General features: G+C 66.0%; 24 protein-coding genes. 9 read left to right on the top strand and 15 right to left on the bottom strand.

The window, feature by feature from the left end; genetic code table 11:
* The first annotated feature begins 24 nt into the window (after positions 1–24).
* Entirely contained in the window at positions 25–288 is a 264-nt protein-coding gene (locus ACEQZD_RS05260; protein WP_194856894.1) for an acyl-CoA-binding protein, read from the top strand.
* On the opposite strand, the gene secD is transcribed toward ACEQZD_RS05260, so the two are convergent.
* From secD to ACEQZD_RS05240, 4 genes are all read right to left on the bottom strand, one after another.
* Positions 279–2,582, bottom strand: coding sequence for a protein translocase subunit SecD (gene secD, locus ACEQZD_RS05255; protein WP_370184418.1), 2,304 nt, complete (start codon positions 2,580–2,582; stop codon positions 279–281). The genes ACEQZD_RS05260 and secD overlap by 10 nt on opposite strands.
* A 61-nt stretch (positions 2,583–2,643) precedes the next feature.
* On the bottom strand, positions 2,644–3,009 hold the full coding sequence (locus ACEQZD_RS05250) for a hypothetical protein (RefSeq protein WP_370233280.1): 366 nt from the start codon (positions 3,007–3,009) through the stop codon (positions 2,644–2,646).
* Positions 3,010–3,081: 72 nt separating this feature from the next.
* A complete protein-coding gene (locus tag ACEQZD_RS05245; protein ID WP_323745401.1) occupies positions 3,082–4,032 on the bottom strand; it encodes a DMT family transporter in 951 nt (316 codons plus the stop codon).
* Between the two features lie 2 nt (positions 4,033–4,034).
* A complete protein-coding gene (locus ACEQZD_RS05240) occupies positions 4,035–4,502 on the bottom strand; it encodes a CopD family protein (protein WP_370184413.1) in 468 nt (155 codons plus the stop codon).
* A gap of 686 nt (positions 4,503–5,188) precedes the next feature.
* Here ACEQZD_RS05240 and ACEQZD_RS05235 point away from each other — a divergent pair.
* A complete protein-coding gene (locus ACEQZD_RS05235; protein ID WP_370184411.1) occupies positions 5,189–6,361 on the top strand; it encodes a type III PLP-dependent enzyme in 1,173 nt (390 codons plus the stop codon).
* Between the two features lie 211 nt (positions 6,362–6,572).
* Here ACEQZD_RS05235 and ACEQZD_RS05230 read toward each other — a convergent pair whose 3' ends face one another.
* A complete protein-coding gene (locus tag ACEQZD_RS05230; protein WP_370184409.1) occupies positions 6,573–7,235 on the bottom strand; it encodes a hypothetical protein in 663 nt (220 codons plus the stop codon).
* A 122-nt stretch (positions 7,236–7,357) separates the two neighbouring features.
* Between ACEQZD_RS05230 and ACEQZD_RS05225 the strand changes: the two genes are divergently transcribed.
* A complete protein-coding gene (locus tag ACEQZD_RS05225) occupies positions 7,358–8,113 on the top strand; it encodes a M90 family metallopeptidase (RefSeq protein ID WP_194856308.1) in 756 nt (251 codons plus the stop codon).
* Position 8,114: 1 nt separating this feature from the next.
* Here ACEQZD_RS05225 and ACEQZD_RS05220 read toward each other — a convergent pair whose 3' ends face one another.
* Both ACEQZD_RS05220 and ACEQZD_RS05215 read right to left on the bottom strand, forming a co-directional pair.
* Positions 8,115–8,402: a chaperone modulator CbpM gene (locus tag ACEQZD_RS05220; protein WP_142949982.1), complete on the bottom strand. Its 288-nt coding sequence runs from the start codon at positions 8,400–8,402 to the stop codon at positions 8,115–8,117.
* Positions 8,399–9,313: a DnaJ C-terminal domain-containing protein gene (locus ACEQZD_RS05215; RefSeq protein ID WP_370184406.1), complete on the bottom strand. Its 915-nt coding sequence runs from the start codon at positions 9,311–9,313 to the stop codon at positions 8,399–8,401. Before ACEQZD_RS05215 ends, ACEQZD_RS05220 begins: the two co-directional genes overlap by 4 nt.
* 191 nt (positions 9,314–9,504) lie before the next feature.
* On the opposite strand from ACEQZD_RS05215, the gene ACEQZD_RS05210 reads away from it, so the two are divergent.
* From ACEQZD_RS05210 to ACEQZD_RS05200, 3 genes are read left to right on the top strand one after another with little or no spacing between them, the layout of a single operon-like run.
* Positions 9,505–10,638: a glycosyltransferase family 4 protein gene (locus ACEQZD_RS05210; RefSeq protein ID WP_370184403.1), complete on the top strand. Its 1,134-nt coding sequence runs from the start codon at positions 9,505–9,507 to the stop codon at positions 10,636–10,638.
* Complete coding sequence (locus ACEQZD_RS05205; protein ID WP_370184401.1) at positions 10,622–11,407, top strand: DUF2334 domain-containing protein; 786 nt, start codon at positions 10,622–10,624, stop codon at positions 11,405–11,407. Before ACEQZD_RS05210 ends, ACEQZD_RS05205 begins: the two co-directional genes overlap by 17 nt.
* Entirely contained in the window at positions 11,404–12,396 is a 993-nt protein-coding gene (locus ACEQZD_RS05200) for a lysylphosphatidylglycerol synthase transmembrane domain-containing protein (RefSeq protein ID WP_142949986.1), read from the top strand. The genes ACEQZD_RS05205 and ACEQZD_RS05200 overlap by 4 nt, the downstream gene beginning before the upstream one ends.
* A gap of 84 nt (positions 12,397–12,480) precedes the next feature.
* Here ACEQZD_RS05200 and ACEQZD_RS05195 read toward each other — a convergent pair whose 3' ends face one another.
* On the bottom strand, positions 12,481–14,190 hold the full coding sequence (locus ACEQZD_RS05195; protein WP_370184399.1) for a sulfatase-like hydrolase/transferase: 1,710 nt from the start codon (positions 14,188–14,190) through the stop codon (positions 12,481–12,483).
* A 134-nt stretch (positions 14,191–14,324) separates the two neighbouring features.
* Between ACEQZD_RS05195 and ACEQZD_RS05190 the strand changes: the two genes are divergently transcribed.
* A complete protein-coding gene (locus ACEQZD_RS05190) occupies positions 14,325–15,269 on the top strand; it encodes a LysR family transcriptional regulator (RefSeq protein WP_142949988.1) in 945 nt (314 codons plus the stop codon).
* Here the strand turns inward: ACEQZD_RS05190 and thpD are convergent.
* The 4 genes from thpD to ACEQZD_RS05170 form a co-directional block, all read right to left on the bottom strand.
* Positions 15,266–16,186 (bottom strand): ectoine hydroxylase, encoded by a 921-nt coding sequence (thpD, locus tag ACEQZD_RS05185; RefSeq protein ID WP_142949989.1) that lies wholly within the window; start codon positions 16,184–16,186, stop codon positions 15,266–15,268. The two genes, ACEQZD_RS05190 and thpD, sit on opposite strands and share 4 nt — an antisense overlap.
* Positions 16,187–16,346: 160 nt before the next feature.
* Positions 16,347–16,871 carry an isochorismatase family protein gene (locus ACEQZD_RS05180; protein WP_185956968.1) on the bottom strand — a complete coding sequence of 175 codons (525 nt, stop codon included), beginning with the start codon at positions 16,869–16,871 and terminating at the stop codon, positions 16,347–16,349.
* A 163-nt stretch (positions 16,872–17,034) separates the two neighbouring features.
* A complete protein-coding gene (gene acnB, locus ACEQZD_RS05175) occupies positions 17,035–19,629 on the bottom strand; it encodes a bifunctional aconitate hydratase 2/2-methylisocitrate dehydratase (RefSeq protein ID WP_142949990.1) in 2,595 nt (864 codons plus the stop codon).
* A gap of 698 nt (positions 19,630–20,327) precedes the next feature.
* The gene (locus ACEQZD_RS05170) at positions 20,328–21,230 is read right to left on the bottom strand and encodes a lysophospholipid acyltransferase family protein (protein ID WP_142949991.1); all 903 of its coding nucleotides are present in this window, start codon (positions 21,228–21,230) and stop codon (positions 20,328–20,330) included.
* A gap of 75 nt (positions 21,231–21,305) precedes the next feature.
* Here ACEQZD_RS05170 and ACEQZD_RS05165 point away from each other — a divergent pair, with 75 nt between their 5' ends.
* A complete protein-coding gene (locus ACEQZD_RS05165; RefSeq protein ID WP_370184396.1) occupies positions 21,306–21,920 on the top strand; it encodes a tRNA-(ms[2]io[6]A)-hydroxylase in 615 nt (204 codons plus the stop codon).
* Positions 21,921–22,074: 154 nt separating this feature from the next.
* On the opposite strand, the gene ACEQZD_RS05160 is transcribed toward ACEQZD_RS05165, so the two are convergent.
* Genes ACEQZD_RS05160 through ACEQZD_RS05150 form a run of 3 tightly spaced genes read right to left on the bottom strand, consistent with a single transcriptional unit; the run spans position 22,075 to position 23,895 of the window.
* Entirely contained in the window at positions 22,075–22,803 is a 729-nt protein-coding gene (locus ACEQZD_RS05160; protein WP_370184394.1) for a UDP-2,3-diacylglucosamine diphosphatase, read from the bottom strand.
* Between the two features lie 4 nt (positions 22,804–22,807).
* Entirely contained in the window at positions 22,808–23,395 is a 588-nt protein-coding gene (locus tag ACEQZD_RS05155) for a peptidylprolyl isomerase (protein ID WP_370184392.1), read from the bottom strand.
* A 2-nt stretch (positions 23,396–23,397) separates the two neighbouring features.
* Complete coding sequence (locus tag ACEQZD_RS05150) at positions 23,398–23,895, bottom strand: peptidylprolyl isomerase (RefSeq protein WP_142949995.1); 498 nt, start codon at positions 23,893–23,895, stop codon at positions 23,398–23,400.
* 85 nt (positions 23,896–23,980) lie between these two features.
* Between ACEQZD_RS05150 and ACEQZD_RS05145 the strand changes: the two genes are divergently transcribed.
* Positions 23,981–25,663, top strand: a complete 1,683-nt coding sequence (locus ACEQZD_RS05145) for a glutamine--tRNA ligase/YqeY domain fusion protein (protein ID WP_370184391.1) — start codon at positions 23,981–23,983, stop codon at positions 25,661–25,663.
* The last annotated feature ends 5 nt before the right edge of the window (positions 25,664–25,668 follow it).

The following is a 25,668-nucleotide window of genomic DNA, read 5'->3' as shown; positions in this document are numbered from 1 at the left end:
ATAGCCAACTAACAGGTGAGAATAATGGCCGATAAAGCCCAGTTTGAACAGGCCCAGAAGGACGTTAAAACGCTGTCCAAAAAGCCGGATAACGACGACCTTCTGTTCCTCTACGCCCACTACAAGCAGGGCAGCGCCGGCGACGTGTCCGGCAAGCGCCCCGGCATGCTGGATATGGTGGGCCGGGCCAAGTACGACGCCTGGGCCAAGCTCAAAGGCATGAGCGCCGACGACGCCATGCAGAAGTATATCGACAAGGTCGAAGCCCTCCTTAAAAGTCACAAATAACTGCTTTGGGACCCGCTGGGGGAGCGGGCAGGCCCGCTCCCGTCTTGCAGCGAGGCGGGTTCATCGGCAGCCGGCCCCTCTGCAGAGAACCACCGCTCTAAAAACATCGCCATCGGCGCGGCGATAAACATGGACGAACTGGTCCCCACCACGATCCCGAACAGCACCGGCAGCGCGAAGCTGGTCACCGCCGGGCCACCGGCCAGCCCCATGGGCAGGATCGCCAGGAAGGTGGTCAGCGACGTAAACAGCGTGCGCCGCAGGGTCTGGGTCAGGCTCAGGTCGATGATGTCTTCCAGCGGCCGCTCCGGGTCCAGCGCCCGGTTCTCGCGCATGCGGTCGAACACCACCACCTTGTCATTCACCGAATAGCCGATCAGTGTCAGCAGCGCCGCCACCGTGGTGAGATTGAACTCCAGGCCGGTGAGCACCAGAAAGCCCAGCGTCTTGCTCAGGTCCAGCCCCAGGGTGATCAAGGCCGCCCAGGCGAAGTGCGGCGCGAAGCGCAGACGCAGATACACCAGCATGCCGGCGCCGGCCAGCAGCACCGCGAGAATACTGGTCTCCACAAAGCCGCCGCTGACGCTGGGGCCGACCACGTCCAGGCGCGGGTAGCTGACCTCCGGCGACACCGCGCTGAGCGCCGCCTTGGCGGCCTCGATGCGGGCGTCGCTGTAGGCGCCGGCGGGCAGGCGCAGCAGATACTGGCCGTCGTCACCGAAGCGCTGCAGGCTGCCTTCCAAACCCGAGGCGGCCAGCCCGCCGCGCAGGGTGTCGATGGTGGCCGGCGTGTGCACCTCCATGGCCACGCCGCCCTGGAAGTCGATGCCGGTGTTGAGCCCCGGCCAGGCGAGGGCGCCCAGGGACGCCACCGACAACACCAGGGACAGGACGATGCCCCGGCCGCGCACCGCCATGAAGCGGATCGGCCGGCGCCGGCGTTCCGCGCCCAGCCAGTCCGGGCCGGGCAGCGTGAGCGTGCCCCGGGTCCGGCCGCGCAGCCGCCACTCCATCAGCAGGCGGGTCACCGAGATCGAGGTGAACAGCGACACCACCAGGCCCACCGCCATGGTCACGGCGAAGCCGCGCACCGGGCCGGCACCGAACTGGAACAGCAGGCCCACGGCGATCAGGGTGGTGATGTTGGAATCCAGAATGGTGGCGTAGGCGCGCTGGAAGCCGGCGCGCAACGCCCCCTGGCCGCTGCGGCCGCGACGGGCCTCTTCACGGATGCGTTCGTTGATCAGGATGTTGGCGTCCACGGCCATGCCGACGCTGAGAATCAGCCCGGCGATGCCCGGCAGCGTCAGGGTGGCGCCCAGCGACGCCAGCAGGCCGATCACCAGCCCCAGGTTGATCACCAGGGCGGTGTTGGCGATCAGCCCCCAGCGCCGGTAGGCGAGCACCATGAACGCCAGCACCAGGGCGGCGCCGATCAGGCCGGTGGCCACCCCCATGCGAATCTGGTCGCCGCCCAGATCCGGCCCCACGGTGCGTTGCTCGACCACTTCGAGCGGCGCCGGCAAAGCGCCGGCGCGCAGCAGCAGGGCCAGGTCGCCGGCCTCGCGGGCGTCGAAGCCGCCGCTGATCTGGCCGCGCCCGGCGGTGATCGGCGAGCGGATCACCGGCGCGGTGATCACCTTGCCGTCCAGCACCACGGCGAACGGGTCGCCCACATGGTGGGTGGTGATCTCGGCGAATTTTCGGGCGCCCTCGTCGTCCAGCTGGAAATTCACTACCGGCTGTCCGGTGCGCGGCTCGAAGCCGAGCCGGGCGTCCTCCAGGTTGCCGCCGTCCAGCAACGGCAGCGGTTTAAGCGGGTAAACACGGTCGCCCTCGCTGGCCGGCAGCCGGCGGGCCGGGGTGCCCGGTTCGGCGAGCAGGTGGAAGCTGAGTTTGGCGGTGCGTCCCAGCAGCGTTTTGATGCGCTCCGGGTCGGTGACGCCGGGCAGTTGCACGACGATACCGTCATCCCCCTGGCGCACGATCAGCGGCTCCACCACGCCGGTTTCGTTCAAGCGGCGGCGCACTACCTCCAGGCTGCGCGCCACCGCGTCGTCGCGGATTTCGGCTTTTTCACGGCCGCTTTTGCCGCGCGTCAGATCATCGGTGTCCACTTTCAGCAGCAGGTGCGAGCCGCCCTGCAGGTCGAGCCCCAGGGTCAGGCTGTGCGACTGATAGGCCGCCGGCAGGGCGCTCAGCCAGGCCGGTGGCAACAGGCTGGGCAGGGCGGCGCCCAGGCCCAGCACGATCACCAGGCCGTAGGTCACGGCCCGGATCCAGAATCGGTTCATAGCGGGTGTCTCTAAACGGTTGTAAACCGCCCGAAGCGGGCGGGCTCAGGCCGATAACCGGTTAGAGAGGGGGCGCCCGTGGGGCGCTGTTGTGGTAACGGGGAAAGCGCGGCGCCGGCGCCGGCACGGCCACCGCCCGGGGCGGGCCGGAGGTGCCTGGAGGCGTCAGCGCCAGGGTGGCAAGCGGGGCCTGGGTCGGTTCCCAATCCCAGCCCGGATCGTCGCCGCTGTCACGGCGCTGCCACTGGCCGCCGGCGTCGCGGGGCAGGGCCTGCCCGAACAGGCCGCCGTCGTCCACCAGTGCCGGCGAAGAGGGCGCCGGCGCGGTGAGTGCCTGGGCCGGCCACACCGACAGGCCCACCGCCAGCCATAGCAGCAGCGCCCAGAACGGGAAGGCGCGGCGGAAGGGCGGGCGTGGAGCGGTCATGGGCGTGGTCGCTGTGGGAAACGTCATGATGCTAGGCCGGTGCCGGCCGGCGCGCAAGCGCCACCGCGCGGCCTACGTCAGCCACTGCTTGAGCACGCGGCGCACGCTGGCCCAGCGGTTGACCACCAGGGACAGGAAGATCAGAAAGCAGCCGCCCACCTGCACCGCGGTCATGGTCTCGCCGAACCACAGCGCCGCGAACAGCGCCGTCCACATCGGCTCCAGCACCATGATCACCACGCCGTGGCTGTGCACCGACAGGCTCTGGGCGTAGGTCTGCACGAAGAAGCGCGCGGCGGTGCCCACCGTGGCGCTGGCGATCACCCAGCCGGCCATCACCGGGGTGAAGGCGCCGAACGCGGCGGGCCAGTCTTCCAGAATCAGCGAGCCGGTGCCGGTCACCAGACTCACCGTGAACAGCACCACCGTGGTCAGCGCCAGCGCCGGCACCCGGTCGCGGGTGGTCACCTGGCCGGCGGCGCCGGTGATGGTGGCGCTGTTGGCGGCGCGGGTGTTGAGGGTGAAATAGAGCGCGAAAATGCAGGCCGCGGCGACGAAGAACAGCTGCCCGGGTTCCGCGTGCAGGCCGCCGCGCAGGGACAGCAGCGCCAGCCCGGCGGCGGCCACCGGCAGCGCCACCCAGGTGCTGGCCGGCGGCTTTTCCTTGAACACCAGCCGCGCCATCACCGGCACCAGCACCACGCCCAGACTGGTCAGGAAGGCGCCTTCGCCCACATGGGTGCCGAAGTGCAGGCCCATGATCCAGAAGCTCATCGCCAGGCCGAACACCAGCCCGACCCTGGCACTGCGCTGGTACTGATCGGCGCTCAGGCGCAGCAGTTGCCGCCAGCCCACCAGCGCCAGCACCAGGCCGGCGAGCAGAAACCGCAGCGCCATGAACAACAGCGGCGGCATCAACAGCACCGCCTCCTTGGAGAAAATCCAGCTGACGCCGGCCAGCAGCGTCACCGCCACCAGCAGCAGGTCGGCCTTGCCGGATCCGCCACCGTTCTGCGCGCTCACGGTTAGAGGTACCGCCCGCCGGAGGCGATCACCACTACGATCAGGCCGAGAATCAGATTGATGCCCACCAGCTTGCGGATCTGACCAACGCGACGCGCGCCCTCGCTGGTGTCGTTATCGGTCACGGCCTGCTTGAGGCGGCGGAACGGCGCGAAGTAGACGTGGGCGAACAGCAGCATCATCAGAATGCCCAGGCCGATCATGGCGTGGATGTGCCACTCCACGTTGGCCATGCCCTTGTAGACGCCGAACACCATGCCGAAGCCGGTGGCCAGCAACAGCACCACCGCCGCCCACACCCAGCGGAAGAACCGCTCCAGGGTGGCCGCCCACAGCGCCGGGCGCCGGGCCGGGTCGATCACCTGCACCACCGCCGGGCGCATGGCCAGGTAAGCGTAGAACATGCCGCCCACCCAGACGACGGCGGCGAGCAAATGCAGGGCGAGAGGAAGGGCCATAGCGATAACCATGAAGGGCTCCGTGGTCGGGGGGATTCGGGGGCGCATAGTGTAGCAGAGCGGTGCTGCGTATCGGAGACGCGGTGCAATGGTGAGGCCTTGTGGGAGCGGGCCCTGCCCGCGAAAGGCCGGTGTAACCGGCCGGCAGGATCCCAGAGACCTTTCTCTCCAGAGAGCCCGCACCGGGATCGGGTGGGCCCGTCCAGGACACGCCACGAGTACATCCATGTAGGCTCGACTTTGGCCAGCCCTGGCCAACGACGGTCCTGGCCGGGCACACCCGATCCCGGCGCTCCTTGGAAAATTGAAAGGTCCTGGCGCTTTCTCTTAAAGGGTGGAGTTGACCCGTGGCGGTTCCGCTGCCAAGTGAGCGGGGCAATGGTGGTGCCAGGAGGGACCTATTTGGCCATGGATGGCCAAATGAGAGCGGCCATGGACGGCTTGAGCGATCCCGGAAGGCACCACCATTGCACCGCGTCTCCGATACGGAGCACCGAACACCGGAACAACAAACGTCTCTGGCATCCTGCCGGGAGCTTCGCTCCCTTTCGCGGGCAGGGCCCGTCCCCACAAAAAAAGGCGGCCGGGTATCTCCCCAAAGGGTGAGCGACTTGCTACCTTGGGCGCCCGTTGCTTTCGCAACGGTCCCGGTGCCGTGTCGGCCCGGGTGGTTGCTGAGTACCGGGAAGAGGACCCCCATGACCATCGACGCCATTCGCGTGGAAGACTATTACGATCCGGTGGTGTTCCGCCGCATCAAGGACCTGGCGGACACCAAGGAGACCCCCTTCGTGGTGATCGATACGGAAACCGTGGGCAAACACTACGATCAGCTGATCGAGCAGTTTCCGTTCGCCAAGGTGCACTACGCGGTAAAGGCGAACCCGGCCGCTGAGCTGATCAGCCTGTTGCGTGACCGGGGCGCTAATTTCGATATCGCCTCGATCTACGAGCTGGAAAAAGTGATGGGCCTGGGGGTGTCGGCGGAGCGCTGCATTTTCGGCAACACCATCAAGAAGGCCCGCGACATCCGCGCTTTCTACGAGAAGGGCGTGCGCATGTTCGCCACCGACTCGGAAGCGGACCTGCGCAACATTGCCAAGGCGGCGCCGGGTTCCCGGGTGTATGTGCGCATCCTCACCGAAGGCACCCACACCGCCGACTGGCCGCTGTCGCGCAAGTTCGGCTGCCAGACCGACATGGCGCTGGATTTGATGATTCTGGCCCGGGACCTGGGCCTGGAACCCTACGGCGTGTCCTTCCATGTGGGCTCCCAGCAGCGCGATATCGGCGCCTGGGACGCGGCCATCGGCAAGGTCAAGATCATGTTCGAGCGCCTGCGCGATGAAGTGGGCATCGAGCTGAAGATGATCAACCTGGGCGGCGGCTTCCCGGCCAACTACATCGCCAAGACCAACGACCTGGAAACCTACGCGTCGGAAATCATCCGTTTCCTGAAAGAGGACTTCGGCGAGCAGCTGCCGGAAATCATTCTCGAGCCGGGCCGGTCCCTGATCGCCAACGCCGGCGTGCTGGTCAGCGAAGTGGTGCTGATTTCCCGTAAATCCCGCACCGCCTTGCAGCGCTGGGTGTTCACCGACGTGGGCAAATTCTCCGGCCTGATCGAAACCCTGGACGAAGCCATCAAGTACCCGATCTACACGGAAAAGAAAGGGGAAATGGAAGAGGTGGTGATCGCCGGGCCGACCTGCGACAGCGCCGACATCATGTACGAAAACTACAAGTACGGCCTGCCGCTCAACCTGGCCATCGGCGACCGGCTGTACTGGTTCTCCACCGGCGCCTACACCACCAGCTACAGCGCCGTGGAGTTCAACGGCTTCCCGCCGTTGCAGGCCTACTACATCTGAATACGCCGCCAAAGGGCGCTACGAGGCGGGGATTGTAGGAGCGGGCCCTGCCCGCGAAAGGGTGGCTTATAGCCACCGGCAGGATTCCAGAGAGGCTGTTAAAGCCCCGCTTTTAAAGGCCTCTGGTATCCTGCCGGCCGGCAAAGCCGGCCTTTCGCTTGCAAGGCAAGCTCCCACAATGAGCGCTTCGTAGCGCCGGTTATTCCCACCCTCAGAACCTGATCTCCAAGCCCGCGAACACCGGACCCACCGCCCAGTCCACATAAATGGGCAGAGTGGCACCGTTGGCCTTCAGACGGAAGTCCGGCTCCCGTTCCAGAAAGTGGGTGGCGGTGTCCGGCCGGGTGCGCACGTTGAGCTCGGTGGTCAGCATGCCGGTGGCGAAGTTCACCCAGCCGTCGCCGGGGCGGTTGTCTTCCACGCCGATGGCGAGCCCGGCCAGGCCGTTGACGATCAAACCGCCCAGCCGGCTTTGCCAGGCCCGCTGGCGGGCTTCCTCCTCGGCCAGCCCGGCGATCAGGATGCGCGTGGCGGCGCGCGCTTCCGGTGTGTCCTTGTCGCCCAGGGCCTGATATTCCCGGTAGGCATCGCCGTGGGAAGGGGCGAACAGCAGGGTGCCGGCCAGCCCCAGGGCCGCCTTGGTGGCGTTGATGTAATCGTCGTAGCGCTCCTCCGGGTCGTCGGTGTCGCGGGCGTGCACCAGGGAATAGGCGCTGCTGCCGCCGTAGAAGGCGCTCCAGCCCCATTGCCAGTAGCGCGCCTGGTCGGCGCCGCTGCGCAGCGCGGACGCCGCTTCGCGCGTGGCCTGGGCGTGGGCCGCGGGGCCGAGCAGCAGCAGGGCGAGCACGGCGATCAGGCGGTAGCGGTGGGTCATGGGGGCTCCTTCCATGGTCTTTCTACGGTGGCTTGGTTTTTTGCAGTGCTTATCTAAACCGCTTTGCGTCCGGTTGGCAAAAGCGGCAAGCTTTGCGCTCTCTCCTCTACGCTGGGAAGGCCATGTTCGGACGGGTTCGAGACTGGTTGGAAGATCGCAAGCTGGCGCGTTTGCCGGTGACGCGGGCGCAATGGGAAAACGCCATTGCCGGCTGGCCGGTGGCGGCCCGGTATCAGGGCGCCGACCGGGAGCGGTTGTTCGATCTCACCCGCCGTTTTCTGGTGCGCAAGGAGTTCGCCGCCGGCGGCGAGTTCACCGTCACCGACGACATGCAGCTTCTGATCGCCACCATGGCGGTGGTGCCGGTGTTCGGGCTGGGCCTGGACTGGTACGACGGCTGGTACACGTTGATCGTTTACGAGGACACCTTCGTCACCCCGGACAACGAAATGGACGAGTTCGGTATCGTGCACGACGCCGGGCGGGAACTGGCTGGAGAAGCCTGGCTGCAGGGGCCGGTGATTCTGTCCTGGGGCGATGTGCTCGAATCCGGCGGCGAGGACGGCTACAACGTGGTGCTGCACGAGCTGGCCCATAAGCTGGATATGCGCCGCGAGGGGCCCAACGGCGCGCCGCCGCTGCACGCCGGCATGGATCCGCAGCGCTGGCACGATGTCTTCACCGAGGCCTGGCAGGCTTTGGAGCGGGCGGAGCAGGGCGGTGAGCCCTTTATCGACCCCTATGCGCTGGAAGACCCCGGCGAGTTTTTTGCCGTGGCCACGGAAAGTTTTTTTGAATCCCCCGCGCATCTGCGCCAGGTGCTGCCGGCGCTGTACGAGCAGCTGAGTCTGTTTTACCGGCAGGATCCGGCCGCCTGAGTCAGTCCAGAAAGCGGTTTAACCGTTGTCGCAATTGTTCGTTCTCGCGGCGCAGGGTGTCGATTTCCTCAAGCAGTTCCAGGGCCAGGGCCACGCCGTGCCAGTCCAGCGCCAGGTCTTCGTGCAGGCGCGCGGCGCGGCTCAGCACCACCAGGGTTTGATCGTCGAAACGCCAGGTGTGCGCTGAACCGGCCACCGGGGTGACGATACCCACTTCAACGATTTCAATGACCGCGTGCTCCGGCAAGGACACCCGGCGGCACACTTCGGTGAGGGTCAGCGTGTTCATTTTCGGGGCTCCTTGTCATGGCGCCGGCCGTCGCCGGCCCAGTTCGCCCGTGGGTCAAAATCGGACTGCTCGGCCAGCGCCCGCCACAGTTCACGGTCCCGATCGGAGATCCGCTCGGGCATGACGATTTTGATAATCGCGTAAAGATCGCCCGGCGTCTTCTTGCCGGCGAGACCCTTGCCCTTGACCCGCAGGCGGCGGCCGGTCTGGCTGCCCGCCGGCAGGGTCAGGCTGATGCGTCCGCTGAGCGTGGGCACCTGCAGTTTGGCGCCCAGGGCCGCTTCCCAGGGCGCCACCGGCACGGTGACGAGCAGGTCGTGGCCCTCCACATCGAATACCGGGTGGGGCACCAGCCGCACGCGCAGGTAGAGGTCGCCGGAGGGCGCGCCGTCGCTACCCGGTTCCCCTTTGCCTTTCAGACGAATGCGCTCGTTGTCCGCGGTGCCGGCGGGAATCGTGACATTGAGGGTGCGACCGTGGACGCTAATCGGTTTACGGGTATCCGCCACCGTGTCTTCAAGGAACAACGGCAGATCCATTTCCAGATCACGGCCGGGGCGCGGACCGCCGCGTCGGGAGAATCCGCCACCGAACAGGGATTCAAAAAAGTCGGAGAAATCCGCTTCCCCGCCGCCACCGGACGCGGCGCCGGCACTCTGCCAGCCCGGCGGTGGCTGGAAGCCGCCGCGGGCGTCACGGAACTGGCGCAGCTGATCGTACTCGGCGCGCTTTTCGGCGTCCTTGAGCACCTTGTAGGCTTCCGCTACTTCCTTGAATTTACTTTCCGCGTCGGCGTCGGCATTGACGTCCGGATGATACTTGCGCGCCAGCTTCCGGTAGGCGGCTTTGATCTCTTTATCGTCCGCTTCCGGTGGTACGCCGAGAATCTTGTAATAGTCCTTGAATTCCATTGCTGCCGTGCTCCCGTTGGCGGCCTTTATGACCGCTTAATGGCGGCGGGCCGCGCTTTTACAAGCCTTTACCAAGGTCGGCGGTGAGCTTTCCGTTGCCAATGCTATCTTAGGCTTATTCACCCGCTATTGACGATGATCAGGGTCGTCGGTAACGGCGGCACCGCACCAAGTGGGAAAGGGAGAACCGCTTGAGAATTCTTGATACCACGCTTTTTTACACCCAGGCCAGCGGTGGCGTGCGTACCTACATTGACGGCAAGCGCCAGGCGTTGCTGCGACGTGGGGGCACCAGCCACAAAGTGGTGATGCCCGGCTCGCGCGTGTTCTTCGACGGCGACTTCGTGTCCCTGCCGGCGATGCCCCTGCCGTTGGCGCCGGGCTTTCGTTTCCCGTTGCGTCTGGGTTTGTGGAGCAGCATCATCGCCGGCCTGCAGCCGGACGTGATCGAAGCCGGCGACCCGTACACGCCCGCCTGGGCGGCCCAGCGGGCGGCCAGATTGCTGGACGTGCCGTCGGTGGGTTTCTACCACTCCGATCTGTTCACTCTGGTTCATCATCGCGTCGGCCGCTTTCTCGATCCGGGCACCCGGGCCTATATAAAACGCCTCTACGAAGGCTTTGATATGGTCCTCAGCCCCAGCCGCGTGATGGCGGAGCAGTTGCACCGCTGCGGTATCGGTGAGGTCGAGGTGCAGCCGCTGGGCGTGGACCTGGAAGCCTTCCAGCCACAGCGCGCCAAGCCCAACGCCCGCCGCGCGCTGGGCCTCTCCGAGGACCAGCACCTGCTGGTGTTCGCCGGACGCGGCACCCAGGAGAAGAATATTCCGGTATTGCTCGAAGCGATGCGCAGGCTGGGGCCCGACTACCATCTGCTGCTGATCGGTACCGGCCTGCAACCGGACGCGCCGTCCAATGTGTCGGTGATCCATGAGTTTTGCCAGACCCCGGAAGTGGCCGGCTGGATGGCGGCCGCCGACGCGCTTGTGCACGCCGGCGATCAGGAGACCTTCGGCCTGGTCGCGCTGGAAGGCATGGCCAGCGGCCTGCCGGTGGTGTGCGTGGACGCCGGCGCCTTGCCGGAAGTGGTGCCCGGTGACTGTGGGCGCCATGTGCGCCCCAACGACGGCGCCGCCATGGCCGCCGGTGTGCGCGACCTGTTTGAACATGACGATCCCGCGGCCCTGGGACGGCGCGCCCGTGCCCATGTGGAAACGCGGCACAGTTGGGATGCGGTGGCGGAGAGCCTGGTCGGTCACTACCGGCGCGTCCTTGGCGATCACGAGCAGCCGGTATTAGCATCCACCCATGAATCGCATTCCTGATACCCAACGGGCCTTTATATTATCGCTGCACGATGTGGCCCCGCACAGCTGGCCGCTGTACCAGTCGTTTCTGCGCGAGTTGCAACGCCCGGCGTCGCTGGTCAGCACCCTGCTGGTGGTGCCGGATTTCCACCGCCATGATCCCGCCGAGCGTTCACCGGCGTTTTGCCGGGCCATGGCCGAGCGCCAGGCCGCCGGTGACGAGCTGGTGCTGCACGGCTGGTCGCACAGCGACGACGGCCCCACCCCCAAGGGCCCGCGGGAATGGGTCCGCCGCCGGATACTGACCCATGAAGGGGAATTCTCCGCCCTCAACGAGGCCGCCGCCTACGCCCGCATACGCGACGGTCTGGCGCTTTGCCGCCGCCAGGATTGGCGGGTCAGCGGCTTCGTGCCGCCGGGCTGGCTGAGCAATGAAGCCAGCCGCCGCGCGATCCGTGCCGCCGGTTTCGACTACCGCACCGACGCCGGCGCCCTGTACCGCCTGGCCGACGGCGAGCGGCTGCCGCTGCCCACGGTGGTGATGTCGTCCCGTTCGTCCTGGCGCCGGCGCTGGTTCGAGCGCTTGAACCAGGCGCGGCTGCGCCGCTTCCAGCACCGTCCGGTGATCCGGCTGGCGTTGCATCCGGTGGACCTACGTCACCCGGAAAGCCGCGCTTTCTGGCGGCGCACCATCGATGCACTCAGCGAACAGCGCCGTTGTGTCAGCAAGGCCCAGTGGCTGATGGAGAATGAGCGCCTGCCGGCGAGCGGATCCGAATCGCTATGACGCGGCATTGGCGCTGGTTGTTCGCGGTGGCATTGCTGGTCGGCGCGGCGGTGCCGTTTGTGCTGGGCGGCCAGCAGGTGCTGGCACGGCTGGTAACCGTGCCGGTGGGCTGGCTGGCGCTGCTGGTGGCGATGATCGCGGTGTGCTGGAACCTCAACGCCTGGCGGCTGCGGCTGATGCTCAATGGCCGGGCGCCGGGCCTGGGCCACGGCGCCGCCGTGGCCACGGTGATGGCCACCGAGTTCACCCTGAACGCCACGCCCGGCGGCAGCGGCGCGCCTTTCACCCTGGCCGCGCTGCTGCGCCGGCACGGTGTGGCACCGGCGCAGGCCACGGCGGTCCTGGCGGTGGATCAGCTCACCGACTTGCTGGTGTTCGCGGCCCTGTTGCCCACCGTGGCCCTGTACGGGCTGGCCCGCTATCTGGATCTGGCCGCCTGGTGGCAGGTGGCGGTGCCGTTCGCGCTGATGCTGGCCGCCCTGGCCGGGGTCGGGCTTTTGGCCCGTTTCCAGCGCCGGGTGCTGATCGGGTCCGGGGACTTTCTCGCCTGGCTGGGGCTGCGCCGGCGCCGGCGTCTGCGTCTGGCGCGGGCGGTGCTGCGTTTCCGGCGCGGCCTGGAAGAAACCCTGGCGGTGCCGCGCCGCCGCCTGTTGCTGATGTTTTCCCTCTGCCTCTGCCACTGGCTGCTGCGCTATTCGGTGATCTACGTCGCGGTGCTGGCGCTGGGCGAGCATCTGGATTGGGTGTACGGCTTCTTCGTGCAGATGGTGGCGATGGGGGCCGGCCATTTGACCCTGCTGCCGGGTGGGGCCGGCGGCGCCGAGGTGGCCGGCGCGGCGCTGTTGAACCCCTGGCTGACGTCGGTGACCACCGCCACCACCATCGTGGTGTGGCGGTTTTTCACCTTCTACTGGTATCTGCTCGCCGGTGGCGCGGTGATGCTGTGGTTGGCGGCCCGCACCGGGCAGCCGTTGCTGGACGGAAAATAGCCGGCACCGGCCGTGAATAAGGTGCCCCGGACACCGGCGAGGCCGGGCCGGGGCGGATTGCCCCCCAAGGGCAAAGCAAAAAAATTACAGGCGGTAGAGGAATTCAGGCCCGGGGTATTCGCCGCCGTGGTCGTCGCCGATTTCCTGCTCGATCAGCTGGTTGGTCCGGTCGTTGAGGGCCAGCAGGCGCTCTTTCGCCGCCTCCGGGCTCTCCGGGCGCGCCGCCAGGTTGACCAGTTCGTCCGGGTCCTGGTGGGTGTCGTAGAGCTCCAGGTCGTTGTGGGCGAGCAGGGTGTCCCAGTCCCGGGGCAGGTGATGGCTGTCCGGGCTGAAGTAGCGGGTGAACTTGTAGCGGCCGTCAAAGACACCCCGGTGCAGGCCGCGGTTGCCCAGCTCCGGGCCCAGCCGCAGCTGCTTGAGGAAATCGCCCATCAGTTTCACCGGCGTGATCTCGTCGCCTTCCCGGGCCAGCCGCTGGGTGGCTTCCGGGTCGGTGTAGAGCAGCACGCCGTAGGCGAACAGGATGCCGTCCCGGTCGCGCTGCGTGGTCTGCCCGCTGAGCGCCGGGCTCAGGTCCACGCCGGGGGTTTCGGTGGTGGTTTTACCCTCGGTGGCCAGGCCCACCAGGGTCGGCACCAGGTCCAGCGCCGAGCCCAGGTTGTCCACGGTGCGGCCGCCGCTCACGTCCGGGTGGCTGACGATCAGCGGCACCCGGCTGTTTTCCTTGTAGGTCACCGGGCCTTTTTGCCGCAGGCCGTGGGCGCCGGCCATTTCGCCGTGGTCGGCGGTGTAGACGATGATGGTGTTGTCGAGCTGGCCGCTGTCCTCCAGGGCCTGCAGGACATGGTCCACCTGCCGTGACACATCGCGGATGCAGTTGAAATAGTAACTCTGGTTGGCCAGCCAGGCGGCTTCGTCGTTCTTGTCCATGTGGCCGTAGATGCTGTCGATCACCTGGGCGTAGGAGCGGTGGCACCAGGGCTTGTCGCGCAGCGTTTCCTTGGCGAAGGAGGCGGGCAGCGGCAGGTGCGACCAGTCTTTCCTGTAGATCGGATCGTTCGGCGGCGGCCGCAGCGGCGCCATGAAACGCGGATTGGCCCGTGACTGCTCCTGCTTCTCGCCGGAGGAGAAGAACATGATGTCGTGCGGGTTCACGAAGTTCACCGCCAGCAGCCAGGGCTTGTCCAGCTTCTGGCTGTCGCGCACCAGCCACTGGCTGGCTTCGCCGGCCACCATGCGGTCGGCGATGTAGCCCTGCCACACCGAGCCGTGCACGTCGCCGGTCAGGTTGTAGTCGCTGAAGCCGTAGGGCTCCAGCGCCTTGCCCCGGCTGGGGTAGCTGCCGTACATCAGCCCCGGGCCGTCCTCGATATCCGACAGATGCCATTTGCCCTTGTAGGCGGTGTGGTAGCCCAGCTCCTGGAACAGGTGGCCGAGGGTCGGCAATGCCTGATTGAAGCTGGGAAACGGCGGCGCGTGCAGATTGGCGGTCATGCCGGTGCGCATGGTGTGCTGGCCGCTGTACATCACCGAGCGCGAGGGCGAGCAGGGCGAGGTATTCACATAGTACTGGTTGAAGCCGGTGCCGCGATTCAGCAGCTTGTCATGGGCCGGCAGATCCAGGCTGCCGGGCAGGTCCATCCAGGAGCGTTCCTGGTCGGACACCAGCAGCAGCACATTCGGCCGGCCCTGCTTGCGCAGGTTGATCCTGGCGTTCAATGAAGGCGCGGTGGCCAGGGCGGCGCCGCCCAGGGCCAGGTTTTTCAGCACGGTGCGCCGGGTCATTTCGGTCATCGGGGCTCTCCGGTGGTAGGCGGTTTTTGTTGTTGGCCGGTCATGGCGGGAAGTATGCGCCGGGGATTCATTACTGTGTTGCATGAGTCTATGCTTACTGAGTTAATAATCCCCACCGACCCGAGGAGCCCGCCGTGTGGCAACTGCAGGAATTGACCCGCTTCCGGGCGGTGTACGAGCACGGCAGCCTGTCGGCGGCGGCGCGCGCCCTGGGCCTGTCGCAGCCGGCGCTGACCCGCAGCCTGCAACGGCTGGAGCAGAGCGCCGGGGCACCGCTTTTCGAGCGCCATACCCGTTCGTTGCGTCCCACCGAGCTGGCGCGGACCCTGCACCGCCAGGTAAACCGGATTCTCGATGAGGCTGCCGGCCTGGACCGCCTGGTGGAGGCGTTCCACGACGGCCGCAGCGGGCTGGTGCGCATCGGCTGCGGGCCGTTCGTGCCGGACCTGCTGGCCCAGCGTCTGGCCGGGCCGCTGCAACGGTCCCGGGCCACCATGGACGCCGGCGTGCGGCTGGAGATGCACAGCGATCACTTCCAATCACTGTGCGAAGGGTTGTACGCCTACCGCTACGATTTTCTGGTGTACGACGGGCGCAAAGGCTCGGCGTTGCCGGACCGGGACGACGTGGAGGAGCTGCCGCTGGTGGAGCTGCCTTTGCAAGTGGTGGCGCCGGCCTCCTGGCTGGTGGGTAAGGCGGCGGCCGCCCTTGAGGACGGCGACGCCGCCGTCGCGTTCATGAGGGGCCGGCCCCTGGCGCTGCCCCGGGTGCCCCCGGAGTACCGCCGTCAGATCGCGCCCTGGTTCCGTGAGTTGTTGCTGGCCCGTCGCGGCGCCGAGTTTCAGATGGCCACCATTAGCTCTTGTCTGGCGTTGTGCCGGGAGGGGCGGGCGGTGACGGTGGCACCGCGCAGCCTGCTTGAGGACGACCTGCGAGCAGGCCGCCTCAAGCCGTTGCCGCTGGATGCGGGGGTGACGGTGTCGGCGTGCGCGTACCGGTTGCGCTCGCATCCGCTGTCGCAGGCCGCCAGCGAAGTGTGGCGGCTGCTCAGGCGGGGCGCGCTGCGGCAACCGGGTTAGAGCGGTTCCAGGTGGTCGTGCATGGCGAGCGCCTCGGTGTTGTCTCGGTTGGCGAGAAAATCCGGGCGCGGCTGATGGCCGCAGTAGGGGTCTTCCAGGGTGTTGTCCACGCTGTTGTAGACGAAGAACAGGTTGGAGCGCGGCCAGGGCGACAGGTTCTTGTTGGACGCGTGCAGGGTGTTGCACTCGAACAACAGCAATGAACCCGGCGGCCCCTTGGGCGCCTGGATACCACCCTGTTCGACCAGCTCGGCCAGGTTCTCCTGGCTGGGCACGCCCAGGCGCTGGCTTTTCAGCGAGTCCTTCCAGTTGTCCTTGGGCGTGACCCCCTGGCAAGGCACGAAGTAATGGTGCGAGCCGGGGATCAGCATCAGCGGCCCGTTGAATTCGTTGTTGTCGGTGAGCATGATCGAGGCGCTGATGGCCCGCATGCGCGGCATGCCGTCCTCGGAGTGCCAGGTTTCAAAGTCGGAATGCCAGTTGAAACCGCTGCCCTGGAAACCGAACTTGTCGTTGATGCGCGACTGATGAATGTAGACGTCGCCACCCAACAGCTGACGCACCATGCCGAGGATGCGCGGATCCCGGGTCAGTTCATCGAACCGGCGGGAAATCTCGTGCATCTGAAACACCGAGCGCAGATCGCCGGAATCCGGGTCCGTGATCGACTGGTCGGATTTCATCAGCTCGCTGTCCTTGGCCATTTCCTTGAGTTCATCGAAGAACGGGCGCATCCGCTCCTGGGAAAAGAACCCCTCGAACCAGAGAAAGCCGTCGCGCTCGTAATGCGACAGGGCCACTTCGTCCAGGGGGCCGTCCCAGCGCGCCTGATTGCGGGCATGGACCACCGGGTCCAGTCGGGGGAAGCGGTCATGATGCTGTTCATGCCGCGTCGGGAAAAGATCTTCACTGGTCATGTTGTGCTCCTGCGAGAATCCATTTTCGAAGGTACTGCCACGACGTGACCGGCTCGGCCGGGGCGCGGCGGGCATCGGCGGCATTGTCTCGACCCCCGGCGTCCGCCGTCATCCGCATTCAATGTTTCTTTACAGCGAGGATGTAAAAATCAGGTGAAGGCTATTTGATCAGGGCCTGGACCTCCCGGAAGCGCGGGTGATCCGCGTCGCCGAGCCATTCGAACGCGGCCATCTCCAGGGTCACCAGGGTGACGCCGGCCTGGCTCAGGCGCGCCAGCGCCGCGCTCCTGTCGCCCTGACGGCGGGCGCCGACCGCGTCTTCCACCACGAACACCTGGAAGCCCAGCGCTTGCAGGCCAAGCGCGGTCTGCAGCACGCACACGTGCGCCTCGCAGCCGCACAGCACCACCTGGCGGCGCTCGGCCAGCGCCGTGGCGCGTAGCGCCTCGCTGGCGTCGAACCGATGCTTGGCGACGGTTTCGGCGCAAAGTCGTCGGATCGACGGCACGTTCTCGCCCAGTTTGTCCGGGCTCTGCTCGGTGCCGATCACGGGTACGCCGAGCAGCGCGGCGATACGACCCAGCGTCACCGACCGCGCCACCAGCTTCTGACCGTGGCGGATCGCCGGCAGCAGCCGTGGCTGATAATCGATCATCACCAGGGAGGCGTTCTTCGCATCCATCATTATGGTGGTCTCCGCTTGTGGGAGCGGGCCCCGCCCGCGAAAGGGTGGCTCTAGACACCCGGCAGGATACCAGAGACCCGCTTTCACAAGGCGCGCTCCAAAAAAAAGCCCCGCCGAAGCGGGGCTTTTTCAGTTCCGTGCGCCCGAGGGCGCCGGCACCGGATCAGCTCGCTTGAGCCACCGGAATCTTAACGGTATCCGCCACGTTCTGATATTCGTCCATGCGGTCGAAGTTCAGGTAGCGGTAGATCTCACCGGACATGGCGTCGATGGTGCCGGCGTACTCCATGTACTCCTCGGCGGTGGGCAGCCGGCCGATCACCGCGGCGATGGCCGCCAGTTCCGCCGACGCCAGGTAGACGTCCGCGCCCTGGCCGAGGCGGTTGGGGAAGTTCCGGGTGGAGGTGGACACCACCGTGGACTTCGCCGCCACCCGGGCCTGGTTCCCCATGCACAGGGAGCAGCCCGGCATTTCAGTGCGCGCACCGGCGCGGCCGAAGATGTTGTAGTAACCCTCTTCGGTGAGCTGGTGCTGGTCCATCTTGGTGGGCGGTGCCACCCACAGACGGGTGGTCAGGCCTTCCACTTTCTCCAGCAGCTTGCCGGCGGCGCGGAAGTGACCGATGTTGGTCATGCAGGAGCCGATGAACACCTCGTCGATGTTGGCGCCGGCCACTTCGGACAGGGTCTTGGCATCGTCCGGGTCGTTCGGGCAGCACAGTACCGGTTCCTTGATCTGATCCATGTCGATCTCGATCACGGTGTGGTACTCGGCGTCCGCGTCGGCGCGCATCAGGCTGGGGTTGGCGAGCCACTCTTCCATGCCCTGAATGCGGCGCTCCAGGGTACGGGCGTCGCCGTAGCCGTTGCCGATCATCCATTTGAGCAGGGTGATGTTGGACTTCAGGTACTCGCTGACGCTGTCCTCGGACAGGGTGATGGTGCAGCCGGCGGCGGAGCGCTCGGCGGAGGCGTCGGACAGTTCGAACGCCTGCTCCACGGTCAGATCGTCGAGGCCTTCGATCTCCAGCACGCGGCCGGAGAAGACGTTCTTCTTGCCGGCCTTGGCGACGGTCAGGTGACCGTCCTTGATCGCCTGCATCGGGATGGCGTGCACCAGGTCACGCAGGGTGACGCCGGGCTGGCGCTTGCCCTTGAAGCGCACCAACACGGATTCCGGCATGTCCAGCGGCATCACGCCGGTGGCGGCGGCGAACGCCACCAGGCCGGAGCCCGCCGGGAAGGAGATGCCCATCGGGAAGCGGGTGTGGGAGTCACCGCCGGTGCCCACGGTGTCGGGCAGCAGCATGCGGTTCAGCCAGGAGTGGATGATGCCGTCACCCGGGCGCAGGGACACGCCGCCACGGTTCATGATGAAGTCGGGCAGGGTGTGCTGGGTTTCCACGTCCACCGGCTTGGGGTACGCGGCGGTGTGGCAGAACGACTGCATCACCAGGTCGGCCTGGAAGCCCAGGCAGGCCAGGTCTTTCAGCTCGTCGCGGGTCATCGGGCCGGTGGTGTCCTGGGAGCCGACGGTGGTCATCTTCGGCTCGCAGTACATGCCCGGGCGAACGCCTTCCAGGCCGCAGGCCTTGCCGACCATTTTCTGCGCCAGGGTGAAACCGGCGTTGGAATCGCCCGGCTGCTCCGGCTTGCGGAACAGGGTGGACTCTTCCAGGCCCAGGGCGGTGCGCGCCTTGGTGGTCAGGCCACGGCCGATGATCAGGTTGATGCGGCCGCCGGCGCGGACTTCGTCCAGCAGCACCTGGGAGCGCAGCTCGAACTCGGCGATCACTTCGCCGTCTTTTTCCACGCGGCCTTCGAACGGGTAGATGTCGATCACATCACCGGTGTTCATTTTTTCCACGTCGCACTCGAAGGGCAGGGCGCCGGAGTCTTCCATGGTGTTGAAGAAGATCGGTGCGATCTTGCCGCCGATGCAGACGCCGCCGGCGCGCTTGTTGGGCACGTAGGGGATGTCTTCGCCGAAGTGCCAGAGCACGGAGTTGGTGGCGGACTTACGGCTGGAGCCGGTGCCGACCACGTCGCCCACGTAGGCCACCGGATGGCCTTTGGCCTTGAGCTCTTCCATCTGCTTAAGCGGGCCGATCTCGCCGTCTTTCTCGGGCACGATGCCTTCGCGGGCGTTCTTCAGCATGGCGTTGCCGTGCAGCGGAATGTCCGGGCGGCTCCAAGCGTCCTGGGCCGGGGACAGGTCGTCGGTGTTGGTCTCGCCGGGCACCTTGAACACGGTCACGGTGAACTTCTCGGAGAGGTCCTTGCGGTTGGTGAACCACTCGCCCTCGGCCCAGGATTCGATCACTTCCTTGGCCTTGGCGTTGCCGGCTTTCATTTTGTCTTCCACGTCGTGGAAGGCATCGAACACCAGCAGGGTGTGCTTGAGTTCCTGGGCGGCCACGTCGGCCAGCTCTTCATCGTCGAGCAGCTCGATCAGCGGCGCCACGTTGTAACCGCCCTGCATGGTGCCGAGCAGTTCGGTGGCACGCTTGCGGTCGATCAGAGGGGAGCTGGCTTCGCCTTTCACGATGGCGGTGAGGAAGGCGGCCTTCACGTAGGCGGCCTGGTCCACGCCCGGCGGGACCCGGTTCACGAACAGGTCCTGAATGAATTCTTCTTCGCCAGCGGGCGGGTTCTTCAGCAGTTCCACCAGTTCGGCGGTCTGCACTTCGTCCAGCGGCTTGGGCGGAACGCCCTGGGCGGCGCGCTCTTCTACGTGTTTGCGATAGGCTTCTAGCACAGCGAATCCCTCGTTTCGTCTGACTGATTTCTTTTGGAAATCAGTTGTTTGGGGTATGTCTGGGGGTGGAAATGCGCGCGGAGTATAGCGGAAACGGTATCCACTGTTAAATCAAACAGGCCTCAGAGCCATTCATGACATGAATGTTCGTAATAACGAAGGCGGCAGACCGCGGGCTTTAACAAGGTTCATAGCGCTTTAGCGGGAACGGTCTCTCCAGCCGGATCGCGAGTCTGTGTTCTGCCCTTCCGGGAACGCTGTGGATACGTCCCTGTACGCTCCCTGTCGAACGTCCTGTTCTCCAGGGTCCCGGAAGGGCAGAACACAGACTCGCTCACTGGGTAGATTCCAATGCCCCGGGTTATCGCTGACGCCCAACCTTTCTTCAGAGCTTTGCTGCGCAGCTGGCACCTTCGGGAGGTTCGGTCTCGGTGCCCAGGACCCGCCGTGAATCCGTCCCTGGAGGATTGTGGGAGCGGGCCATGCCCGCGAAAGGGTGGCTTTAGCCACCCGGCAGGATCCCAGAGACCTTGTTGGTGCTGCCGTTTGAAATGTCTCTGGAATCCTGCCGGCCGGCTTTGCCGGCCTTTCGCTTGCAAGGCAAGCTCCCACAATCCGAGCTTCATCGACAGGTTCAGCGCCATCTATAACCCCCGTCCCGGCTGGAGAGACCGTTTCGGCTAAAGCGAGATGCGCCTTTAATAGGGCAGGGTGCCGCCGGGCGGTTGGCGGCGAAAGCGTTTGTAGCTCCAGAGGTACTGGCTCGGGTCCTCGAGGATCAGCGCTTCGATGGAGCGGTTCATCGCTTTCAGGGCGTGGTCCAGATCCTCGTCGTGGATGTCCGGGTCGGCGGGCCGCACGCGGATCTCGAAGCCTTCGTCGCCGGGCAGCCGGCGCGCCCAGGCCATGAACACCCGGGCGTTGGTCTGCTTGACCAGCTTGCAGCTCAGCGTGCCGGTGTAGGCGGGCTGGCCGAAGAAGGGCGCGAAGCGGCCGCTGCGCCGGTCCGCCACCTGGTCCGGCAGGATCGCGGTGAGCGCGCCCTTGCGCATGGCGCGCACCAGGCCGGCGACGCCGCGGGCGGTGGCCGGGTACATGGTGGTGCCGAAGTGTTCCCGGCCCTGCTTCACCAGCGCGTCCAGTTCCGGCAGGCCGGAGGGCGCGAACATGGCGTGCAGGCCGAATTCGCGGGCCAGCCAGAAGTTGAGCACCTCCCAGCAGCCCAGGTGCGGCGCCAGGATCAGGATCGGTTCCTTGTTGGCCACCGCCTCGCGCAGCGGCCCATCGCCCTGTTCGGACACCACCCGTCGCAGGCCGTCTTCCGGTTTGCTCCAGAAGCGGGCGATTTCGAAGGTGTTCTTGACGCTCTCCACCAGGGATTCGCGCACCAGGGCTTCCCGGTCCGGATGGTCGGGCAGGCACAGAGACAGGTTGATCCGCGTCACTTCACGGGCTTCGGTGGACAGCCGTGCCAGCAGGCCGCCCAGCGCGGTGGCCAGCGCCCGGTTCAGCCGGAACGGCAGCAGGCCGAGCAGGCGCAGGGCGCCCACGGCGGCGCGGCCTTTCAGCGTTTGGATATAAGGATTGGTTCGACGACCCATGGCCGGCGATTATACGGGGGTGTGGGTATAACGCCAGCCGTCGCCTATAATGGCCGCCCGATTTTCGAGGTGCCCATGACCGACATTGCCCCGCTGCTCGAGTTTTTACCCTGCCGGACGCCGCAAGCGTGGATCGGCTGGGCGCTGGACAACGAGACGCTGCTGCTGATCGACCACGCGCACTGCGAGAAGAAAGCGGCCTCCACCGCGCTCAACCTGATGTTCCGCTACGTGGACCGCCCGGAACTGCTCGACAATCTCAGCCAGCTGGCCCGGGAAGAACTGCTGCACTTCGAACAGGTGGTCGGCCTGATGCGCGAGCGCGGCATCCGCTACGACCACTTATCGCCGTCCCGCTACGCCGGCGCCCTGCGCGCCGAGGTCCGCACCTCGGAACCGCAGCGCCTGGTGGACACCCTGATCGTCGGCGCCCTGATCGAAGCCCGCTCCTGCGAACGCTTCGCCGCGCTCGCGCCCCACGTCGACGCCGAACTGGGCCGCTACTACCGCTACCTGCTGAAAAGCGAATCCCGCCACTTCGAGGACTACCTGAACCTCGCCCGGCGCTACGCTGAGGCACCCATCGACGAGCGGATCGCGTTCTTCAAGGAAAAGGAGAGGGCGTTGATCGAGTCACCGGACAGCGAATTCCGGTTTCACTCCGGAACACCGGAAGCAGTTAACAGTTAACAGTTAACAGTTAACAGTGAATAGTTAACAGTTGCGCGGGGACGGCTTGGTGGAATCGTCAATGTGGCCACCCGCGCTTATTGCTAAATCGCAACGAAGTGCCTGCATTTCCGCAAACGCCCTTGTTTCGCTATTCACTGTTCACTGTTAACTATTAACTGATTTCCCAGTTTTCGAGGCGGAGCCCATCGCTGTCCGCCACGATCCACCAGCCGAGCGCCCCCCAATCGCCGAGCACCCAGCGGGTGCCTGTGCCGTCTTTGAGGGCCACGTCGTGGACGGCGGGGCGGTGGGTGTGGCCGTGGATCAGGTGGCGGACGCCGGCGTCTTCCATGACGCGCACCACTTCCGCCGGGGTCACGTCCATGATGTTTTCCGGCTTGTTGGCGTTGTTGCCCTGGCTCTGCATGCGCATGCCCTGGGCGAGGGCGCGGCGTTCTTCCAGGGGTTTGGTGAGCATGCCTTGCTGCCATTGGGGGTCGCGGGCCATGGCGCGGAATTGCTGGTAGGCGTGGTCTTCGGTGCACAGGCTGTCGCCGTGCATCAGCAGGGCGCGGGTGCCGTACAGGTCGGCCACGGTGCCTTCGTCCAGCAGCACGCCGCCGCAGTCGTCGGCGAACTTGTCGCCGAGCAGAAAGTCCCGGTTGCCGTGCATGAAGAACAGTTCGGACCCGGCGTCGGAAAAGCGTCGGAAGGCGTCGATCGCCTGGCGGTTGAAGGGGCTGTCATCGTCGTCGCCGATCCAGGCTTCGAACAGATCCCCCAACACATAGAGGCGGTCGGCCTTGCCGGCGTGGTTGTCGAGCAGGGTTTCCAGCGCGGCCAGGTGTTCCGGGCGGGCCGGATCCAGATGCAGATCGGAAATAAGCAGGCTGTAAGTCATAGGCTTAGGGGTTGTCAGCACGGCGGGCGTTTTCGATCACCACCGGTTCCTTGGGCACGTCCCGGGCGGGCTGTCCGTTCAGGCGCTGGCTGCCGGTGGCGACGCCGGCGATCCGGTCCACGGTGTCCATGCCCTCGACCACTTCGCCGAACACCGTATAGCCCCAGCCGCGCGGGGTTTTGCCGCTGTGGTTGAGGTTGCGGTTGTCGACCAGGTTAATAAAGAACTGGGCGGTGGCGGAGTGCGGGTTGCCGGTGCGGGCCATGGCGATGGTGCCGCGCCGGTTTTCCAGGCCGTTGTCCGCCTCGTTGCGGATCGGGGCGCGGGTCTTTTTCTGTTGTAGACCGTTCCGTTCGCCGTCCAGGGTGAAACAGCCGCCCTGGATCATGAAGCCGCGGATCACCCGGTGGAACACGGTGCCGTCATAAAAGCCGGCGTCCACGTACTCGAGGAAGTTGGCGGTGGTGGCCGGCGCCTGTTCCTGGTTGAGCTCGATGACGATCTCGCCCTGGGAGGTGTTCAGGGTCACGCGCGGCCCTTCGGCCAGCGCCAGCGCCGGCAACAGCGCCAGCAGGGGAAGCAGCCAGCGCATCCTTACTCCTCCAGCACTTGGGCGGATTCGATCATCACGTCTTCACGGGGCACGTCCTGGTGGAAACCCTTGTTGCCGGTGGGCACGCCCTTGATGCGCTCCACGGTTTCCATGCCTTCCACCACCTTGCCGAACACCGCGTAGCCCCAGCCGTCCGGGGAGCGGGCCTGGTCCAGGAAGTGGTTATCGGCCACGTTGACGAAGAACTGGGCACTGGCGGAGTGCGGGTCCGAGGTGCGGGCCATGGCCACGGTGCCGGTCTCGTTGGAGAGGCCGTTGCCGGCTTCGTTCTCGATCGGGGGGCGGGTCGGTTTCTGCTCCATGTCCGGGGTGAAACCACCACCCTGGATCATGAAGTTACTGATCACCCGGTGAAAAATGGTGCCGTCATAATGCCCGTCCCTGACGTATTGCACGAAGTTCTCGGTGGTGGCGGGGGCGCGCACCGTGTCCAGTTGCAGAACGATCTTTCCATAGGTGGTGGTCAACAGCACTTTCATGGGGTCTCCGGGTCCTGGGAGTCTTTGACTTTAGGGGGGCGCACTTTACACTAGCCAACCCCGTATTTCAGCCGCAGGCGGCTCAATGAGTGAAGCAAAAGCGCCCAGTAACTTTATCAGACAGATCATCGATCGTGACCTGGCCGAAGGAAAAAACAATGGCCGGGTGGTGACCCGGTTCCCGCCGGAGCCGAACGGCTACCTGCATATCGGTCACGCCAAGTCGATTTGCCTGAATTTCGGCATCGCCGAATCCTACGGCGGCGCCTGTCATCTGCGCTTTGACGACACCAACCCGGAAAAGGAAGAGGACGAGTACATCCACTCCATCAAGAAGGACGTGGAATGGCTCGGCTTCCAGTGGGCCGGCCCGGTGCGCTTCGCCAGCGACTATTTCGACCAGCTTTACGATCTGGCGGTGGCCCTGATCCGCAAGGGCCTGGCCTATGTGGACACCCAGTCGCCGGAGCGGATCGCGGAGATGCGCGGTAACTTCACCACCCCGGGGCGTAACAGCCCGCACCGGGACCGCTCCGTGGAAGAGAACCTGGCGCTGTTCGCCGACATGCGCGACAACAAGTTCGACGAGGGCGCCGCGGTGCTGCGCGCCCGCATCGACATGCAGAGCCCCAACCTGAACATGCGCGACCCGGTGCTCTATCGGATACGCAAAAAGGCGCATCACCAGACCGGTGACAAGTGGGTGATCTACCCGATGTACGATTTCACCCATCCGCTCTCGGACGCGCTGGAAGGCATCACCCACAGTCTCTGCACCCTGGAGTTCGAGGATCACCGGCCGCTGTACGACTGGCTGGTGGAGAACGTGGACCTCCCTGATGAGCCGCGCCAGTACGAGTTCGCCCGCCTCAATCTGAATTTCACCGTGACCAGCAAACGCCGCCTCAAGCTGCTGGTGGACGAAGGCCATGTGGACGGCTGGGACGATCCGCGCCTGCCCACCCTGAGCGGCCTGCGCCGGCGCGGCTACACGCCCGCCGCGATCCGCCATTTCTGCGAGAACCTGGGCGTCAGCCGCGCCGACTCGGTGATCGACATGAGCATCCTGGAAGCCTCGGTGCGCGATGATCTTAACCACAACGCGCCGCGCGCCTTCTGCGTGCTCAACCCGCTCAAGCTGGTGATCGAGAACTGGCCGGAAGACCGGGAAGAGTGGCTGGACGCGCCCTTGCACCCGCAGAACGAAGACATGGGCACCCGCCGCATGCCGCTCACCCGCGAGGTGTACATCGACCGGGAGGACTTCCGCGAGGAGGCCAACAAAAAGTACAAGCGGCTGGTGCTCGGCGACCGGGTGCGGCTGCGCTACGGCTACGTGATCCAGGCGGAGGACATCGTCCGCGACGCCGACGGCGAGATCGTCGAAGTGCGCTGCAGCTACGACCCGGACACCCTGGGCAAGAACCCGGAGCCGGCGGAAGGGCAGGGCAAGATGCGCGGCGTCATCCACTGGGTCAGCGCCGATCGGGGCCTGCCCTGCGAGGTGCGCCTGTACGACCGCCTGTTCCAGACCGCCAACCCGTCGAAAGTGGCCGAGGACGAGAGCTTCCTGGACAACATCAACCCGGAGTCGCTGCGCGTGCTGCAAGGCTGCGTGGTCGAGCCGGGCCTGCGCGACGCCGGGCCGGAAAGCCGCTTTCAGTTCGAGCGCGAAGGCTACTTCTGCGTCGACCGGGACAGCGTTGACGGCCGGCTGGTGTTCAACCGCACGGTGGGTCTGCGCGAGTCCTGGCCCCGCGAGGCCTGAGCCAG

The sequence above is a fragment of the Alloalcanivorax sp. genome (genome assembly GCF_964221125.1).
Taxonomy (GTDB): Bacteria; Pseudomonadota; Gammaproteobacteria; order Pseudomonadales; family Alcanivoracaceae; genus Alloalcanivorax; species Alloalcanivorax venustensis.
The sequence above is the reverse complement of the archived record's forward strand: the minus strand, read 5'-3'. Positions and strand labels throughout refer to the sequence as shown.

Coding starts and splice junctions, on each gene's coding strand:
- ACEQZD_RS05180 (WP_185956968.1), bottom strand. CDS start 16,871: ATGATGGATGCGAAGAACGCCTCCCTGGTGATGATCGATTATCAGCCA.
- ACEQZD_RS05165 (WP_370184396.1), top strand. CDS start 21,306: ATGACCGACATTGCCCCGCTGCTCGAGTTTTTACCCTGCCGGACGCCG.
- ACEQZD_RS05260 (WP_194856894.1), top strand. CDS start 25: ATGGCCGATAAAGCCCAGTTTGAACAGGCCCAGAAGGACGTTAAAACG.
- ACEQZD_RS05230 (WP_370184409.1), bottom strand. CDS start 7,235: ATGACCCACCGCTACCGCCTGATCGCCGTGCTCGCCCTGCTGCTGCTC.
- thpD (WP_142949989.1), bottom strand. CDS start 16,186: ATGACCAGTGAAGATCTTTTCCCGACGCGGCATGAACAGCATCATGAC.
- ACEQZD_RS05170 (WP_142949991.1), bottom strand. CDS start 21,230: ATGGGTCGTCGAACCAATCCTTATATCCAAACGCTGAAAGGCCGCGCC.
- ACEQZD_RS05200 (WP_142949986.1), top strand. CDS start 11,404: ATGACGCGGCATTGGCGCTGGTTGTTCGCGGTGGCATTGCTGGTCGGC.
- ACEQZD_RS05220 (WP_142949982.1), bottom strand. CDS start 8,402: ATGAACACGCTGACCCTCACCGAAGTGTGCCGCCGGGTGTCCTTGCCG.
- ACEQZD_RS05195 (WP_370184399.1), bottom strand. CDS start 14,190: ATGACCGAAATGACCCGGCGCACCGTGCTGAAAAACCTGGCCCTGGGC.
- ACEQZD_RS05225 (WP_194856308.1), top strand. CDS start 7,358: ATGTTCGGACGGGTTCGAGACTGGTTGGAAGATCGCAAGCTGGCGCGT.
- ACEQZD_RS05155 (WP_370184392.1), bottom strand. CDS start 23,395: ATGCGCTGGCTGCTTCCCCTGCTGGCGCTGTTGCCGGCGCTGGCGCTG.
- ACEQZD_RS05215 (WP_370184406.1), bottom strand. CDS start 9,313: ATGGAATTCAAGGACTATTACAAGATTCTCGGCGTACCACCGGAAGCG.
- ACEQZD_RS05160 (WP_370184394.1), bottom strand. CDS start 22,803: ATGACTTACAGCCTGCTTATTTCCGATCTGCATCTGGATCCGGCCCGC.
- ACEQZD_RS05240 (WP_370184413.1), bottom strand. CDS start 4,502: ATGGTTATCGCTATGGCCCTTCCTCTCGCCCTGCATTTGCTCGCCGCC.
- secD (WP_370184418.1), bottom strand. CDS start 2,582: ATGAACCGATTCTGGATCCGGGCCGTGACCTACGGCCTGGTGATCGTG.
- ACEQZD_RS05145 (WP_370184391.1), top strand. CDS start 23,981: ATGAGTGAAGCAAAAGCGCCCAGTAACTTTATCAGACAGATCATCGAT.
- ACEQZD_RS05250 (WP_370233280.1), bottom strand. CDS start 3,009: ATGACCGCTCCACGCCCGCCCTTCCGCCGCGCCTTCCCGTTCTGGGCG.
- ACEQZD_RS05150 (WP_142949995.1), bottom strand. CDS start 23,895: ATGAAAGTGCTGTTGACCACCACCTATGGAAAGATCGTTCTGCAACTG.
- ACEQZD_RS05235 (WP_370184411.1), top strand. CDS start 5,189: ATGACCATCGACGCCATTCGCGTGGAAGACTATTACGATCCGGTGGTG.
- ACEQZD_RS05205 (WP_370184401.1), top strand. CDS start 10,622: ATGAATCGCATTCCTGATACCCAACGGGCCTTTATATTATCGCTGCAC.